Origin of the sequence: Variovorax sp. PBL-H6 (assembly GCF_901827155.1) — a bacterium.
In the GTDB taxonomy this organism is placed as follows: domain Bacteria; phylum Pseudomonadota; class Gammaproteobacteria; order Burkholderiales; family Burkholderiaceae_C; genus Variovorax.
In genome coordinates, this window is sequence record NZ_LR594659.1 from 1,061,727 (window position 1) to 1,076,499 (window position 14,773).

The 14,773-nt window shown below is 67.9% G+C and carries 14 protein-coding genes; 4 read left to right on the top strand and 10 right to left on the bottom strand.

Going from position 1 to position 14,773, the window contains the following annotated elements; translation table 11 throughout:
• From otsA to G3W89_RS05120, 7 genes are all read right to left on the bottom strand, one after another.
• Positions 1-1,386 (bottom strand): alpha,alpha-trehalose-phosphate synthase (UDP-forming), encoded by a 1,386-nt coding sequence (gene otsA / locus G3W89_RS05090; protein ID WP_162573077.1) that lies wholly within the window; start codon positions 1,384-1,386, stop codon positions 1-3.
• 13 nt (positions 1,387-1,399) lie between these two features.
• On the bottom strand, positions 1,400-3,343 hold the full coding sequence (locus G3W89_RS05095; protein WP_162573078.1) for a glycoside hydrolase family 15 protein: 1,944 nt from the start codon (positions 3,341-3,343) through the stop codon (positions 1,400-1,402).
• Positions 3,340-4,101 (bottom strand): trehalose-phosphatase, encoded by a 762-nt coding sequence (gene otsB, locus G3W89_RS05100; RefSeq protein ID WP_162573079.1) that lies wholly within the window; start codon positions 4,099-4,101, stop codon positions 3,340-3,342. The genes G3W89_RS05095 and otsB overlap by 4 nt, the downstream gene beginning before the upstream one ends.
• Before the next feature lie 121 nt (positions 4,102-4,222).
• The gene (locus G3W89_RS05105; RefSeq protein WP_162573080.1) at positions 4,223-5,479 is read right to left on the bottom strand and encodes a multifunctional CCA addition/repair protein; all 1,257 of its coding nucleotides are present in this window, start codon (positions 5,477-5,479) and stop codon (positions 4,223-4,225) included.
• An 89-nt stretch (positions 5,480-5,568) separates the two neighbouring features.
• Positions 5,569-6,252: a glutathione S-transferase family protein gene (locus tag G3W89_RS05110; protein WP_162573081.1), complete on the bottom strand. Its 684-nt coding sequence runs from the start codon at positions 6,250-6,252 to the stop codon at positions 5,569-5,571.
• An 86-nt stretch (positions 6,253-6,338) separates the two neighbouring features.
• Complete coding sequence (locus tag G3W89_RS05115; protein WP_162573082.1) at positions 6,339-6,908, bottom strand: MgtC/SapB family protein; 570 nt, start codon at positions 6,906-6,908, stop codon at positions 6,339-6,341.
• Between the two features lie 48 nt (positions 6,909-6,956).
• Positions 6,957-8,978, bottom strand: a complete 2,022-nt coding sequence (locus G3W89_RS05120) for a lytic transglycosylase domain-containing protein (protein WP_162573083.1) — start codon at positions 8,976-8,978, stop codon at positions 6,957-6,959.
• Between the two features lie 9 nt (positions 8,979-8,987).
• Here G3W89_RS05120 and G3W89_RS05125 point away from each other — a divergent pair, with 9 nt between their 5' ends.
• Positions 8,988-9,605, top strand: coding sequence for a 5-formyltetrahydrofolate cyclo-ligase (locus tag G3W89_RS05125; RefSeq protein ID WP_162573084.1), 618 nt, complete (start codon positions 8,988-8,990; stop codon positions 9,603-9,605).
• 20 nt (positions 9,606-9,625) lie between these two features.
• Here the strand turns inward: G3W89_RS05125 and G3W89_RS05130 are convergent, their stop codons facing one another.
• Positions 9,626-10,609: a LysR substrate-binding domain-containing protein gene (locus G3W89_RS05130; protein WP_162573085.1), complete on the bottom strand. Its 984-nt coding sequence runs from the start codon at positions 10,607-10,609 to the stop codon at positions 9,626-9,628.
• A gap of 149 nt (positions 10,610-10,758) precedes the next feature.
• Between G3W89_RS05130 and G3W89_RS05135 the strand changes: the two genes are divergently transcribed.
• Positions 10,759-11,094 carry a DUF2917 domain-containing protein gene (locus G3W89_RS05135; RefSeq protein ID WP_162573086.1) on the top strand — a complete coding sequence of 112 codons (336 nt, stop codon included), beginning with the start codon at positions 10,759-10,761 and terminating at the stop codon, positions 11,092-11,094.
• A gap of 8 nt (positions 11,095-11,102) precedes the next feature.
• Here G3W89_RS05135 and G3W89_RS05140 read toward each other — a convergent pair whose 3' ends face one another.
• Positions 11,103-11,492 carry a BLUF domain-containing protein gene (locus G3W89_RS05140; protein ID WP_162573087.1) on the bottom strand — a complete coding sequence of 130 codons (390 nt, stop codon included), beginning with the start codon at positions 11,490-11,492 and terminating at the stop codon, positions 11,103-11,105.
• Between the two features lie 157 nt (positions 11,493-11,649).
• On the opposite strand from G3W89_RS05140, the gene G3W89_RS05145 reads away from it, so the two are divergent.
• Entirely contained in the window at positions 11,650-12,351 is a 702-nt protein-coding gene (locus G3W89_RS05145) for a Crp/Fnr family transcriptional regulator (protein ID WP_232076787.1), read from the top strand.
• 176 nt (positions 12,352-12,527) lie between these two features.
• Positions 12,528-13,817, top strand: coding sequence for a hypothetical protein (locus G3W89_RS05150; protein ID WP_162573088.1), 1,290 nt, complete (start codon positions 12,528-12,530; stop codon positions 13,815-13,817).
• Here the strand turns inward: G3W89_RS05150 and G3W89_RS05155 are convergent.
• Positions 13,802-14,734 carry a hypothetical protein gene (locus tag G3W89_RS05155; RefSeq protein ID WP_162573089.1) on the bottom strand — a complete coding sequence of 311 codons (933 nt, stop codon included), beginning with the start codon at positions 14,732-14,734 and terminating at the stop codon, positions 13,802-13,804. The genes G3W89_RS05150 and G3W89_RS05155 overlap by 16 nt on opposite strands.
• Positions 14,735-14,773 lie beyond the last annotated feature (39 nt).

The following is a 14,773-nucleotide window of genomic DNA, read 5'->3' on the forward strand; positions in this document are numbered from 1 at the left end:
CTAGCGCACGCTTTCCGCCTCGCGCAGCGCGTCGAGGAAGGTGCGCCGCCACCAGTGCACGTCTTGTGCGCGGATGCGCGACAGCAGCTTCTGGTGGCGCTCCCGGCGCTCCTCCAGCGGCATCTGAAGCGCCTGCTGCACGGTCTCGGCGGTGCCGTGCGTGTCATAGGGATTGACCAGCAGCGCTTCCCTCAATTGCTCGGCCGCCCCGGCGAAGCGCGACAGCACCAGCACGCCGGGATCTGCCGGGTCTTGCGCGGCGATGTATTCCTTTGCCACGAGGTTCATGCCGTCGCGCAGCGGCGTCACCAGGCCGACCGCCGCGGCTCGGCACAGCCCCGGCACGCGCTTGCGTGCCACCATGCGATGGATATAGCGCACCGGCATCCAGTCGAGCTCGCCGTAGTCGCCGTTGATGGCTCCGCACAGCGCCTCGAGCTCGCGCCGGATGTCGGCGTAGGCATCCACCGTCTCGCGCGTGGGCGAGGCAATCTGGATCAGCGTCGCGCTGCGGCGGTTCTCGGGGTAGTTGGCCAGCAACTCGCGGAAGGAGCGCACGCGGTTCGGGATGCCCTTTGAATAGTCGAGCCGGTCGATGCCCAACAGCAGCCGCCGGCTGGAGTACTCGCGCCGCATCGTCTCGTACATGTCGCGCGACTCCTTGCCGTGGGTAAGGGCCGCGAATTCGTCGACGTCGATGCCGATCGGGAAGGCGCTGCAGCGCACCGTCTGGCCGTAGGCGCGGTACAAGTCGCGGCCCACAGCCTCGCCGTTGGCCTCGTTGCGCACGTATTGCTCGAAGTGCTGCACGTCCTGCTGGGCCTGGAAGCCGATCAGGTCGTAGGCGAAGAGCGAACGCATCAGCCACTCGTGCTGCGGGATCGCGGCCATGATGATGTGCGGCGGCAGCGGGATGTGCAGGAAGAAGCCGATGCGCTGGCGGCAGCCCATGCCGCGCAGTTCGGCCGCCAGCGGGATCAGGTGGTAGTCGTGGATCCAGATGATGTCGTCGCTCTTCAGCAGCGGCAGCAGCTTGCGCGCGAACAGCTGGTTGACGCGCCGGTAACCGCCGATGAAGCCGGCATCGAAGTTCGCGAGGTCGAGCCGGTCGTGGAACACCGGCCAGAGCACGTCGTTGGCGTAGCCCAGGTAATAGCTGTCGTGGTCTTCGCGGCTCAGGTCGATGGTGGCGAGCGTGACCTTGCCGGCCTGCTGGATGCGCAACTCGCCTTCGCCAGTGGGGCCATCCTCGACGATGTTGCCGCTCCACCCGAACCACAGCCCACCGGTCTGCTGAAGGCTTTCGCCGAGCGCGACGGCCAGTCCTCCGGCAGCAGGCTTGCGTGGATCGGCGATGCGATTTGAAAGGACGACGAGACGACTCATGGGTTTGTAATGGTCATATGCAGGAGTCCCAAGGTGCAGACAGCCGCACGGCCGCGTTGATGATCCCCACCATCGAGTAGGTCTGCGGGAAGTTGCCCCACATCTCGCCCGTGACCGGGTGGGTGTCTTCCGACAGCAGGCCCAGCGGGTTGCGCGCGGCCAGCATGGTTTCGAAGATCTGCCGCGCCTCGGCCTTGCGGCCGATCTTGGCGAGGGCGTCGATGCGCCAGAAGGTGCAGATGTTGAAGGCGGTTTCAGGCTTGCCGAAGTCATCGGCCGCTTCATAGCGGCGCATGTAGGGGCCGTCGCACAGCGACTTCTCCATGGCCTCAACCGTGGAGATGAAGCGCGGGTCGCGCGCGTCGATCAGGCCGACCTCGGTCATCAGCAGGATGCTCGCATCGAGCTCGTGGCCGCCGAAGCTCTCGGCGAAGGCCTGGCGCTCTTCGCACCAGGACTTGGCGAGGATCTCCTCGCGCATTCGCGAGGAATGGCCGTGCCAGTAGGCTGCGCGATCCGTCAGGCCCAGCGCGCGCGCCACCTTGGCCAGCCGGTCGCAAGCGGCCCAGCTCATCAGCGCCGAGCTGGTGTGCACGCGCGCGCGCGTGCGCAGCTCCCACATGCCGGCGTCGGGCGTGCCGTAGACGCGGATCGCCTGCTCGCCCACCGCCTCGAGGTGCGGGAACTCGGCCACCCCGCCGCGGCTGAGCAGCCGGTGGTCGTGGAAGGCCTGCGAGGCGCCCAGCACGATGTTGCCGTAGACATCGTGCTGGAAATGCTCCTGCGCCTGGTTGCCCAAACGCACCGGGCCCATGCCGCGGTAGCCGCCGAGGCCCTCGACGAAGGACTCGGGCAGCTCGCGCTCGAGGCCGATGCCGTAGAGCGGCTGGATGTGCTCGCCGTGCGAACCGATCACCACGTTGGCCAGCCAGCGCAGGTAGTCCTCCATGGTGCCGACTTCGGACAGGCTGTTGAGCGCACGCACCACGAAGAAGGCATCGCGCAGCCAGCAGTAGCGATAGTCCCAGTTGCGCTCGCTGCCCGGCGCCTCGGGGATGCTGGTGGTCATCGCGGCCACGATGGCGCCCGTGTCCTCGTAGAGGGACATCTTGAGCGTGATGGCGGCACGGATCACCGCGTCCTGCCATTCGAAGGGGATCGCGAGCCGCTTGCTCCAGGTGCGCCAGTAGGCGATGGTCTCCTGCTCGAAGTGGCGCGCCGTGTCGGCGATGCCGTCCATCAGCGTCTCGTCGGCGCCGAGCACGAAGTTGTGCTCGCGCGAGAGCACGAAGGGTTGCTTGGAGAGCACGTGCGAGACCGGCGCGTCGGTGTTGAGGCGCAACGCGAAGTCCGGGCCCACGTAGCGGATGTGGTTGCTGCCGCGCGTGATCTGCGGCGGCGTGCTGCCCCACTGGAAGCGCGGCGCGAGCGAGACGCGCACCCGCGGCGTGCCCTGGATGGGTTTCACCCGGCGCACCATGGTGAGTGGCCGGAAGTAGCGCGATCGGCTGTAGAAGCGCGGTGCGAAATCCGTGATTTCCACGCCCTGGCCGGCGCTGTCGAAGAGCTGGGTGCGCAGAACGGCCGTGTTCGGCTCGTACCACTGCTTGCTGGAGGCGAAGTCCTCGATCTCGATGGCCCAGGCGCTCGCGTCCTCGCCCGTGTGCAGCAGCGCATTGAACACCGGCTCGCCATCGAAGCGCGGCAGGCAGCACCAGACCACGCGGCCGCGCGCGTCGATCAGCGCGCTGAAGGAACAGTTGCCGATCACGCCGAGATTGAGCGAAGGATCGGCCGGGGGGCCGAAGCCGCCGCGCGCGGCCGGCCGGGTCACGGCTTGGGGGTGGTCGGCAGGCTTGTCGCTGGCGCTGGCGGCGCCGGCGATCGAGTCGCCGGCTCGGCTTCGCTGCTGCAGTTCCTCCTCCTTGGGCTCGACCTCTTGAAGGTTTTTTGTCATGCGGGTTTTCCTTGGGTGCCGGACGGCGTGTCAGCCAGCAGTTTGCGGGCTTCGACCAGCCATTCGAACACGGCGAGCGGGGAATCCAGCCGGTGCAACGCCAGGCTGGGGCCCGATCCGACCTTGATGGCCACGCCGCCGCGCGGCTGCACGACGGCAAACCCGCTTTCGTCGGTGGTGTCGTCGCCGGCGAAGACCGGCGTGCGGCCGGCAAACGGCGCCTCCCGCATGAAGGCGTCGATCGCGATTCCCTTGTTGACGCCGGAGGGCTTGACCTCGAACACGAACTTGCCGTGCATCAGCTCCAGCTGCGGCTGGTCGGTGATGGTGCGCAGCAGGGCATCGCGGCACACCGCCTCGAGCTGCGGTGCGAGCCGGTAGTGGAGTGCGATCGCAGCGTGCTTGCGTTCCACCAGAAGGCCTTCGTAGATGCGGGCCAGTTCGTTGGCCGTTTCCAGCACGTCGGTCAGATCGGGCGGGCGCTGCTCCTGCATCTCGCCTTCGGCATCGCGGCGCTGCACGCCGTGCTCGCCGGCGGCGGGCAGGCGCAGCGGCGCGAGAAAGCGGTCGAGCACGTCGATCTGCCGGCCGGAGACCACCGCCAGCGCGCCGCCCAGCAGGTCATGCAGGTCGCTGAGCAGCGGGACCAGGGCGCTGGGCACCTGGATCGCCTCCGGCGTCTCGGCGATCGCCACCAGCGTGCCGTCGAAGTCGAGGAAGAGCGCGGCGTCATGGTTGAGGTGGGGGGGCATCTGCATGGGGAAAACCATAGCAGACTCCGCGAGCCAGGGGGGACGGCAAGAAACCAATTCAATTGAAACAACGCGGGCGCGGTGGGCTGCATCGATCTGCCCGTGTGCGCGCAACTCCTATCCGGGTTCAGGGCGGGAGCGCGAGAGCCTCTGCCACGGCCGTCACGCGGGCCCGGGCGATACTTTCGGCGATCTTCGTTCCGGCCGCGCCCTCGGCCTGCGCCTGCGCTGCGATCGGCGCGGTTGCCACCGACCGCGCGGCCGCCAGCGCTGCCCGCAGGCGTTCCCGCTGCGGGTACGGCCGCTCTTCCATCCCCAGCCGCCCGCGCGCGTCGCATTCGCAGGCCAGAAGCGCCTGCTCGAAGCGCGCCGGCTTTCTGAATGCGTCGCAGCGCTCGAGCAGCCGCACCAACGCCAGCGCGCCGAATTCGCCGCTGCGGTGGATGTTGCCGTGCTCTCGCGCCACCACCTCCGCAAGTTCGCGCAGCTCCACCGGCACGCGCCAGCGCTCGCAGACCTCGCGCAGCAGGCCCACGCTGCGCTGTTCGTGGCCGATGTGGCGCGGCAGCACCTCCGCCGGCGTGGTGCCCTTGCCGAGGTCGTGCACCAGGCAGGCGAAGCGCACCGGGAGCGGTGCGTCCAGGCGTGCTGCCATGTCCAGCACCATCATCAGGTGCCGGCCAGTGTCGACCTCGGGATGATGGGCCTCGGGCTGGGGCACGCCCCAGAGCCGATCCACCTCGGGCAGCAGCACGGCGAGGGCGCCGCATTCGCGCAGCAGCTCGAACATGCGCGAGGGCTTGGCTTCCATGAGGCCGCGAGCGAGTTCCTGCCAGACGCGCTCGGGCACCAGTGCATCGGCCTCGCCTGCAGCGATCATCTCGCGCATCAGCGACATGGTTTCGAGCGCAATGCGGAAGTCGGCGAAGCGCGCGGCGAAACGCGCGACGCGCAGGATGCGCACCGGGTCCTCGCGGAAGGCATCGGTCACGTGGCGCAGCACCTTCTCGCGAAGGTCGCGCCGGCCATCGAAGGGGTCCACCACATGCGCGAGGTCCAGCGTGGCGCCGGCCTTGCCGGACGGCAGCGCGATGGCGTTGACCGTGAGGTCGCGCCGCGCGAGGTCCTGCTCCAGCGTCACCTCCGGCGACGCATGGACGACGAAGCCGCGGTAGCCGGGCGCGCTCTTGCGCTCGGTGCGGGCCAGCGCGTACTCCTCGCGGGTCTCGGGGTGCAGGAAAACGGGGAAATCGCGGCCGACGGGCAGGTAGCCTTGCGCGGTCATTTCCTCGGGCGTGGCGCCGACCACGACCCAGTCGCGGTCGCTTCCGGGACGGCCCAGCAGGGCATCGCGGATGGCGCCGCCGACGAGGTAGGTTTGCATGCGCCTCAGTTTAGGTGCTGCGGCGTCACGCGAGCTGTCGAGAGAAAGCGGACATCGGTACGCGCAATACGCGAGATGTCCGTGTTCTTTCAGCCAGTGATGCGGTAGGGCTCGTCCATGACGACGAAGCGCTTCTCGACCAACGCCTCCTCGATCCAGGCCTTGACGCCAGGCAATTGCTGCACGCGCTCGATGTAGGTGGCGATCCCGGCGGGCACCGGCAGGCCGAAGGTCTTGATGCGCACCCCGACCGGTGCGAAGTACGCGTCAGCGATGCCGAACGCGCCGAACAGCATCGGCCCGCCATGCGCTTCCAGCAGGCCGCTCCACATCTGCACGATGCGCGCGAGGTCGGCGCGCACCTGCGGCTGGTCCCGAAGGATGATCTTGCCCTGCACGCGCAGGTCGGCCTCGATGTTCATGCCGCAGTGGGTGCGCAGCGCGGCGAAGCCCGCGTGCATCTCGGCGCAGACGCTGCGCGCATGCGCGCGGAGGGCCTTGTCGCGCGGCCAGAGGGCGTGGTCAGGGTGGGTCTCGGCGAGGTACTCGCAGATCGCCAGCGTGTCGTAGACGACGATCTCGCCGTCGACCAGCACGGGCACGCGGCCGGCCGGGTTCAAGGCCCCGATGGTCTTCTTGAAGTGCGAGTCGGCATCGAAGGAGTCGAAGGGCACCATCACCTCCTGGAAGTCGATTCCGGCCTCCTTCATGAGCACCCACGGACGCATCGACCAGGACGAGTAGTTCTTGTTGCCGATGTAGAGCTTGAGCATGCGATCTCCGGTTTTTGCTGGAAAAGGCTGCGATGCTAGTGCCCGGCCGCCGGGCGATTGATGCTGAAGTCGCGTGGAATTGATGCTCAGCGCCTGCCCGCGTCGTCGTCGCCCTCATCGCTGCCCGGCGGAGCGAACTTGCGTTTGCCGTCGCGCCCTGGCTGCGGGCCGGCCGCGCCTTCATCCGCCTTCACCACATGCGGCACCAGCGAGAGCACGGCCAGTGCGAGCAGGGTGCTGAGCACCGCCGTCACCTCGCGGCCGAGACCGCAGGCCATCCCGATGGCGGCCGTCATCCAGAGGCCGGCCGCGGTGGTCAGGCCCTGCACATGCCGCTCGTCGCGGCCCTGCTTGAGGATCGTGCCGGCACAAAGGAACCCCACACCCGCCACCAGGCCCTGGATCACGCGGCTCATGTCGGCGGGCTCGATGCCTGTCTGCTGCGGGATGAGCACGAAGAGCGCCGAACCGATCGCCACCAGCATGTGGGTGCGCACGCCGGCCGCCTTGCCCTGCTGCTCACGCTCGAAGCCGAGCACGAATCCCAGCACCGAGGCCAGCACCAGGCGCACCGCGATGCGGGTGAGCTGGGCGACATCGCCCACGTCCGAGAACTCGGCCGCGACCGTGGCTGCGATTTGATCCCACCAGGTCATTCGACGACCTTCCCGGGGCTTGTCACTTCGTGTACTTCCGGGCCACGCTCAGGGCAGGTCCTTGCTGGGCTCGGGCTCGGCGGCGTCGCGCGGACCCACGGTGCCGAGGCGGTCCTTGAGCGACTGTGGACGGCCGGTGATCAGGGCCGCGTAGTTGGTGGTGTTGGCCAGCACCTTCTTGACGTAGTCGCGGGTTTCGTTGAAGGGCACGTTCTCGGCCCAGATCGCCGCCTCCACCACCGGGCCATTGCGCCAGTTGCGCGGCCGGCCCGGGCCGGCGTTGTAGGCCGCGGCAGCCAGCGCCATGGAGCCGTCGAAGTCGTCGAGCGCGAGCTTGAGGTAGTTGGTGCCGATAGTGATGTTGGTGTCGCGGTCGGTGATCTGGCCGGGCGTGAAGCCGGAGAGGCCGATCTTGCGCGCGGTCCAGCGCGCCGTGGCGGGCATCACCTGCATCAGGCCCGAGGCGCCGACGCCGGAGCGCGCGTCCATGATGAAGCGGCTCTCCTGGCGGATCAGGCCGTAGACGTAAGCGGGGTCGAGGCCGATCTCCACGCTCTTGGCAACGACCGTTTCGCGGAAGGGCATGGGATAGCGCTGCTCGACGTCGATCATGCCCTTGGTGCGCTCGCTCGTGTTGATGCAGCGGTCCCAGACCTCGCGCTGGCAGGCGAGGTCCGCGGCGGCGAGCAGCTCGCGGTCGCCCATGCCGCCCTTGTCGTGCAGGTTGGTCGCGTAATTCCACTCGCGCACGCCTTCGGAACGAAGGCCGATCTCGATCGCGTACAGCGCGCGGGCCAGCGCCGGATTGCTGCGCGCTGCCGCCTTCTCCTCGAGCGTGAGCGGCGCGGGACGCGTCGGCACGCTAGCGCGCTGGCCCAGCTCCTCCAGCGCCAGCAGCTCGTAGAAGCCGCGGGTGCCGGCAATGCTCTCGTACAGCGTGCGTGCCTCGGCCCGGCGCTCGTCACCGCCCTGCGCCTGCAGGGCGCGCGCCTTCCAGTACACCCAGGTCGGGTCTTCCTGGGTCGATTCGCTCATGGCGGCAATGGCGGTGCGCACTTCCTTCCAGTTGCCGCTGCGCAGGGCGGCGCGGGCCTTCCAGGCGAGCATGTCGTCGGACAGGTCGGCGTTCTTGGTGACGTGGGCGAAGGCACCGCCGGCGGCCGGCGAGAGCTTCACCGCGTATTGGCGGCCGATTGCGCCCCAGACCCAGTTGCGTTCCTCGGGCGAGAGCATCACGCTCCATTTGCTCTCGAGCTGGGAGGCGGCCATGTCCGGGTCGGCGATGGTCATCTTGATGAGCGCCAGCACCACCAGCTCGCGCCGCGCCTTGCCCGGTGCCACGCCACGGCCGGCCAGGAACTTGGCCATGCTGGCATTGAGCTCGTCGAACTGCGGGACCGCATCGGGCGCGGCCAGCAGCACTGCGGCGCGTGCAGCCTGCGGGCGGTTTGCCTCGACTGCCAGCCGCGCCTTCTTCCAGGCGTCATTGGGCGACATCATGCGTGCCGAGATCATGCGGTCGGCCGCGCTCAGGCAGCCGTCGTCGAGCTCGCGCTGGCCCAGCCAATTGCGGCGCACCTCGGCGGCTTGTTCGGCGGTGGGGCTGCCCGAGCGCAGCGCCGCGACGAGCACGGCGTAGCAGCGCACCTGGGCATCGTCCTTCATGCGGTACGCCGGGTGCAGTGCGGCGAAGCCATCCCAGTCACGGCGCTGGCCGAGCAGGATGAGCCAGTCGTTGCGCAGGCGGTCCTCCTGGTAGGTGCCGGCGTAGCGCGTGAGGAAGTCCTGCACCTCCGAGGGACTGGCTTCATCGAGGCGCGCCTTGAGCTCCCAATACGCTGCCCACGGCTCGAGCAGGTGACCGCGGGCCTGCGGCAACAGGGCAGACAGGCGGGCCTTGTCGCCGCGCTGCGCAGTCTGCTTCATCTGCACGATCACGTCGTCGCTTCCGTTCTGCGCGTGTGCCGGCTGCAGCCATGCCGCGGCGGCGAATGCGAGCGAAAGAAGAAGGGTGGGAAAGGGGGCGCGAGGACGACTGCGCGCAGGTGACAAAATGCTTGCGAACTGCATCGGGGCATTATGGACAAGTCAAAGGGCGCCGACACCTCGGCAACTGCCAACTTTCTCAAGCAACAGCTGCGTTCTGCACTTGTTGCGCAGCGGCTTGCCCTGCCCGACCGGCTGGCGCGCGCCGACTTGCTGCAGCGGGTGATGCGGATCTGGCTGGTGGGCCGGCCCGACACGGTGATCGGCGCCTACTGGCCGATCAAGGGCGAGTTCGATCCGCTGCCGGCGCTGCACCGCTGGAAGGAAGACGGCGAGTTGCAGGGCGAGCCGCAGCGCCGCCGCATCGGCCTGCCGGTCATGAACAAGGTGCACAAGACCTTGACCTTCCATGCCTGGCACCCTGGCTGCCCCATGGAAGAGGACGCCTTCGGAATCCCGAAGCCGAAGGACACCGAGCTGATCGTGCCCACGCTGCTCTTCGTGCCCTGCGTCGGCTACAGCGCCGGCGGCTACCGGCTCGGTTACGGCGGCGGCTTTTACGACCGGACGCTGGCGGCGCTGGAGCCCCGGCCCTTCACCGTCGGGCTGGGCTTCACCAACGGCTTTCTCGAGGACTTCGAGCCGGAGCCGCATGACCTGCCACTGGACGCGATCCTCAACGACAACGGGGTGGTCTGGCCGGTGGGTTGAATCGCCGCTTGCCGGCTCCTTCAGTCGAACTGATCCACGGTATCGGGGTCGGGCACCTCCCCGATGGTCTCTCGCGTGGTGGCCGCCTGCGCCTCCAGCCAGTCGCGAAAGGCCTGGATCTCGGGCCGCTGGGCGCTGCGCGGGCCGACGATCAGCCAATAGGCCATGGGTGAATCCATGCGGTGCTGCGGCAGCACCTCCACCAGGTCGCCGTTGGCCAGGCTCTCGGCAATCAGCGAGCTGCGCGCCAGCACCACGCCTTGGCCGGTGAGCGCGGCCTGCACCATCTGGTAGGCGTAATTGAAGTAGAGCCAGCGCCTGGGCTGCGCGCGCTGCAGGTCGTTCACCTCGAACCAACGACGCCAGGTCAGCCATTCGAGGTGCGTGCGGTGCGCGTCGCCGGCCTCGATCAGCGCGAAACGCGCAATGTCTGCCGGCGTCTTGATCGGTGGGTTGCTCTTGATCAGCCACGGGCTGGCCACGGGCGTGAGGTTCTCGCCGAACAGGCGTATCGACCCCGCCGGCATGTTCTCGCCGGGCCCATAGCGCAGGGCGATGTCGATGTCAGCGAGGTCCAGGTCCAGCGCCGAATCGCTCGCGTCGATGCGGATGTCGATTTCGGGGTTGTCGCGCTGGAAGGCTTCCAGCCGCGGGATCAGCCACATCGAGGCAAATGAGGCGAAGGTGGTGAGCGAGACGCTCTTGCGCCCCGCGCTTTGCCGGATCTGGCGCACCGCGCCGTCGATGCGCGGCAGCGCCTGCTGCACCGACAGCAGCAGCTGGGCGCCGGCGCTGGTGAGCTCGACGGCGCGCGTATGCCGCAGGAACAGGCCGACGCCCACCTCTTCTTCCAGCGACTGGATCTGCCGGCTGACGGCGGATTGAGTCAGCGCCATCTCTTCGGCGGCGGCCCGGAAGTTCAGGTGGCGGGCCACCGCCTCGAAGGCGCGCAGGTGGCCGGCGGAGATCGGGCGGGAGCGCAGGTGGGTCTGGGAATGCTGCATGGCGATGGGGCCGCGGTCCGCGGATTGATGCGAAAGCGGAATCAGTAGAGTACCGCGTTTTCATTGGACCGCGACCGAGCCAGCGTCGATCATTCATTCCCGAAGCGCGCCATTGCGCTGACGAAGAAACCCTCTTCCAGGAGCTCCTCATGTCCGCCGCCTGCACCACTTCCACATTTCCGACGTCCCCGGCCCTGGCGACACGTCCGGCCGCAGTTCCGCCGGCTGTTCGCCGCGGTGCGTGGCAGCTGAGCGCGGGCGAAGCGACCAGTCTCCGGGCATCCGGGGCGAGCATCCTGCGCATACGGCAGGGCCGGGTCTGGGTCACGCGCGACGCGACTGCCCAATGGGGCAGCGAGGACCTGGTGCTGGCGCCGGGCGAGACGTTGCGCGTCGAGTCCGGCGAGCGCATCGTGATGGAGCCGTGGGACGGCCAGGGCGCCACCTACAGCTGGGACCTCGCTTCCGCCTCCGAAAGGGCCTGAGCGCCGGCCTAGATGTCCAGCCGGGGGCGCAGCGCGAGAAAGCTCGCGAGCGCCTCCGGCCCGTCGAACTTCTCGACGACCGCGAATTCCTCGCTGTCCTCCACCTCGGCGAGTCCAAGATCGAAGGCGTGGTAGCGGCGCTGCAAGAGCGCGCCTTCATACACCACCCGCATCTGCACGTGCCTGGAGTCCGTGTCGAGGCGCTCCATCAGGTGCAGGACGTTGCGGCGCGGGCCTTCGAAGTGTTGGCAGAAGCGCATGCCGTCGAAGACCAGCAGGCCCGTGATCCCCTCCTTCGCGTTGCGGGCGCGCGCCCGGGCCACGATCTGGCCCACGACGGAGGCGGGCTGGTCCGGCGCCAGCAGGCTGCAATAGAGGATCTCGTGGAGTTCTGTCATTCGTTCGTGGGTGGAGGGCGCCCGCAGTGTAGGAGTGCCTCGCAGCGAGCGAAATGTGAAAAGACATAGATCGCCGCCCTATAGTCCGAAGGTGACTTTCGACTATCCAGCGCTCAGTCATCCGCCCACCGGTCAGAACCCTTGCGACCGCTGCCTGCTGCGCTCCACTCCCGCCTTCCTGCCCATCACGATCGAGGAATTGCGCCTCATCGAGTCTTTCCGCACCGGCACGCGCACCATCGACGCGGGCCGCCCACTGATCGAGGAAGACCGTCCCAGCCCGCTGCTCTACACGATCTACTCCGGCTGGGCCTTCCGATTCAAGACGCTGAGCGACGGCCGGCGGCAGATCCTGGGCTTTTTGCTCCCGGGGGACTTCGTCGGGCTGCAGGACGAGTTCGCCGAAAGCCACACGCACGGCGTCGAGGCGGTGACTGACGTCACGGTCTGCTGCTTCGCCCGCGACCGCCTGTGGGAGCTGTTCCATGCCCAGCCCAAGCTGGGCTACCACATCACCTGGCTGGCGGCGCGCGAGGAGAAGATCGTCGACGACAACCTCGTGACCGCGGGCCGCCGCAATGCGGCCGAGCGGGTCGCGATGCTGCTGATGCATCTCTACCGGCGCGCCGAGCGGGTCGGCATGGCGCGCGAGGGCTGGGTCCAGTTTCCCTTCAACCAGCAGCACATCGCCGATGCGCTGGGTCTGTCGCTGGTGCACACCAACAAGACCTTGAGACGGCTGCAGCAACTGGGGCTCTACAAGCTCGATGCCGGATGGCTGCGCATCCTCGAGCCGCATGCGCTCGAGACGCTGGGCGACTACTTCGATCGGCCGCTGCAGCCCACGCCCCTGATCTGAAGCAGGTGTGAACGAATACGCGCCGCACGTTCATTCCGCCCGCTGCGCGCGCGCTATCGACACCTGAGGCGCCGTTGCGCAACCGCCATCGCGTATCGTAGAGGCCCTGTCCGCAACGTGGACGAAGCCTGAACCGGCAACTGCCGGCAACTCCATTGACCGTCGCCCGCTCATCCGTGAAGCTCCTGCCCCGTCTGCGCCAGATCGCCATGGTCGGCAGCGTCGAAACCTTCGGCGTGGCCATCGGCGGCATCGCCGGCCTGCTCATCGTCAACGTCCTGCCCAAGGATCAATATGCGGCGTACACCTTCCTGGTGGCCTGCATGACCCTGATCATCGGGGTCACGGACCTGGGGTTGGCACACTGCTGCATGCCCATCGTGGGCCAGCGTGCAAACGAGCGGCCGTGGGTCGTGGGCGTGTGCCACCAGGTCTTCCGCAAGCGATGGGTGCTGCTGGCGCTGGGGCTGGTGCTGGTCGGGCCCTATTGGTACTACAGCTCGCAGCAGCACGGCTGGTCCGGCGCCGCCTACCTCGCCGGTTCGGTCCTGATGGTGTCGGTGGTCCTGCTCACGCTCAGGGAACACTATGCCAGCACGGTGCTGCTGATCCTCAGCCAGATCGGCACGCTGAACCGCATCGCACTCGCCTCGTACAGCGTGCGCATCGCATTCGTCGGCGCAGTGCTGCTCTTGCCGATCACCTCCTGGTCGATGGTTGGCATCGTGGCTGCGACGGCGGCCGCCAGCTTCGTCAGCGTGGTGCTCTATCGCAGGGCCTTCCGCACGCAGCAGGTGCCCAACGCGGACCTGGACGCCGGCGACACGAAAAAGGTGGACACCGAAATCCTGCGCATCGCAAAGCCGCTGGTGCTGCCGGGCGTTTTCTACCAGGTGCAGGGAGTGATCACCGTGTTCCTGGTATCGCTGTTCGGCACTGCCAGCATGCTGGCCGAGGTGGGTGCCTTCGGCCGGCTCGCCATGGTGCTGATGGTGGTGGATCGCGTGACCAACGTGCTGCTGTTCCCCGCGATCGCGCGTGCGCCGATGGGCCCGCGCCTGGGCGCCATCGTGGCGCAGGCCCACCTGGCCTACTTCGCCATGGGCACAGCCGTGCTGCTGACCTCCGTCGTCTTCCCGGAATATTGGATTCTGCTGCTGGGCAAGCAGTACGCGAGCATGACGCCGCTGGTGTGGATGGTTTTCCTGGCATCCATCGTGATGAACGCATCCGGCTTTGCCTTTCGCACCCTCTCGGTTCGCGGCGCGACAGCCGGCCAGACCTACAGCATCGCGGTGACGCTGATCACGCAAGTGCTCTTCCTGTGGCTGGTGGGCGTGAGCGATCTGCGCTCGGTGCTGTGGTTCGGCATTGCCACCAGCCTGGCCAACTTCGCCTACCAGTACGCGCTGCTGGCAATGCGCTGGCGGGAGTGGCGCAAGGACGACGCTCAGGCGCGCTTGTAGACCCGCCCGATCGCTGCCGCGATCTTCAAGGCTAGCTCGCTCTTGCGCAGCGCGCCATCGGAATACACACGAATCGGCGCATTGGCATAGCGCCAGTACCACTTGCTCGCGAGCGATGGCGGCCGCCCGCGCAGCGCCTGTCCGATGAAGCCACCGTGCCAGGGCTTGACCGAGCCGATCGCGTGCGAGAGGTAGTAGCCACCGGGCGCAAAGTCCATCGCTTCCGGGCCGGCCGTGTTCAGGGGGGCCTCGCACACCGTCAGCGCGAAGTTGAGCGCATCCTGGTCGGTCGAATGGAAGAGCGCGGCCGAACCACCCGCCTTGAGCTGCTTGGCGCCCTCGTTGTAGTCCACCACCAGGTCGCACAGCCGGCGCCACAGGTCCAGGAACTCGAAGTGCGCGCGCGAGACCGCGATGAAGCCCGCGTTGTAGTAGCGGTCCAGCCCCCGCCGCGGTGCGGCGCCGTGCGGCGCGAAAAATCGGGCCCACAGCAGTCGCTTGGGATGCCGCGCCGGAAAGCACCAGTTGACGTCCTCGGCCAGCGAGATGCCGTCTTCGGTGAACCAGCCCGCGAGCGACGGCCAGTCGCACTTCACCACGATGTCGGGGTCGATGTAGGCGCAGATGTCAGCCTGCGGCGCGTGCTTTTCCAGCATCTCGCGAATGAAGGTGGGCTTGTAGTAGGTGAAGTGCAGTGGCGTGTCGAGTTCCAGCATGCACAGCGTCAGCCGGGGCGCCACCTGCAGCCGGCCGCTGGCGCGATCGAAGGCGGGTGCGTCGACGATCCAGGCGGGCAGGGCGCCGCGGTAGCCCACCCAGAGCTCGCCTTCGTAGCCCGCCGCGACCAGTGAGTTCGCCAGCGCCGCCACGCCGAAGTGATAGTTTTTCTCGAAGAGCGTGCAGAGCGTGATGTTCATGAAGCGTGTTGAAGCGTTGCGGTTTGAGTGTAAACAAAT

Coding starts and splice junctions, on each gene's coding strand:
- otsA (WP_162573077.1), bottom strand. CDS start 1,386: ATGAGTCGTCTCGTCGTCCTTTCAAATCGCATCGCCGATCCACGCAAG.
- G3W89_RS05095 (WP_162573078.1), bottom strand. CDS start 3,343: ATGACAAAAAACCTTCAAGAGGTCGAGCCCAAGGAGGAGGAACTGCAG.
- otsB (WP_162573079.1), bottom strand. CDS start 4,101: ATGCAGATGCCCCCCCACCTCAACCATGACGCCGCGCTCTTCCTCGAC.
- G3W89_RS05105 (WP_162573080.1), bottom strand. CDS start 5,479: ATGCAAACCTACCTCGTCGGCGGCGCCATCCGCGATGCCCTGCTGGGC.
- G3W89_RS05110 (WP_162573081.1), bottom strand. CDS start 6,252: ATGCTCAAGCTCTACATCGGCAACAAGAACTACTCGTCCTGGTCGATG.
- G3W89_RS05115 (WP_162573082.1), bottom strand. CDS start 6,908: ATGACCTGGTGGGATCAAATCGCAGCCACGGTCGCGGCCGAGTTCTCG.
- G3W89_RS05120 (WP_162573083.1), bottom strand. CDS start 8,978: ATGCAGTTCGCAAGCATTTTGTCACCTGCGCGCAGTCGTCCTCGCGCC.
- G3W89_RS05125 (WP_162573084.1), top strand. CDS start 8,988: ATGGACAAGTCAAAGGGCGCCGACACCTCGGCAACTGCCAACTTTCTC.
- G3W89_RS05130 (WP_162573085.1), bottom strand. CDS start 10,609: ATGCAGCATTCCCAGACCCACCTGCGCTCCCGCCCGATCTCCGCCGGC.
- G3W89_RS05135 (WP_162573086.1), top strand. CDS start 10,759: ATGTCCGCCGCCTGCACCACTTCCACATTTCCGACGTCCCCGGCCCTG.
- G3W89_RS05140 (WP_162573087.1), bottom strand. CDS start 11,492: ATGACAGAACTCCACGAGATCCTCTATTGCAGCCTGCTGGCGCCGGAC.
- G3W89_RS05155 (WP_162573089.1), bottom strand. CDS start 14,734: ATGAACATCACGCTCTGCACGCTCTTCGAGAAAAACTATCACTTCGGC.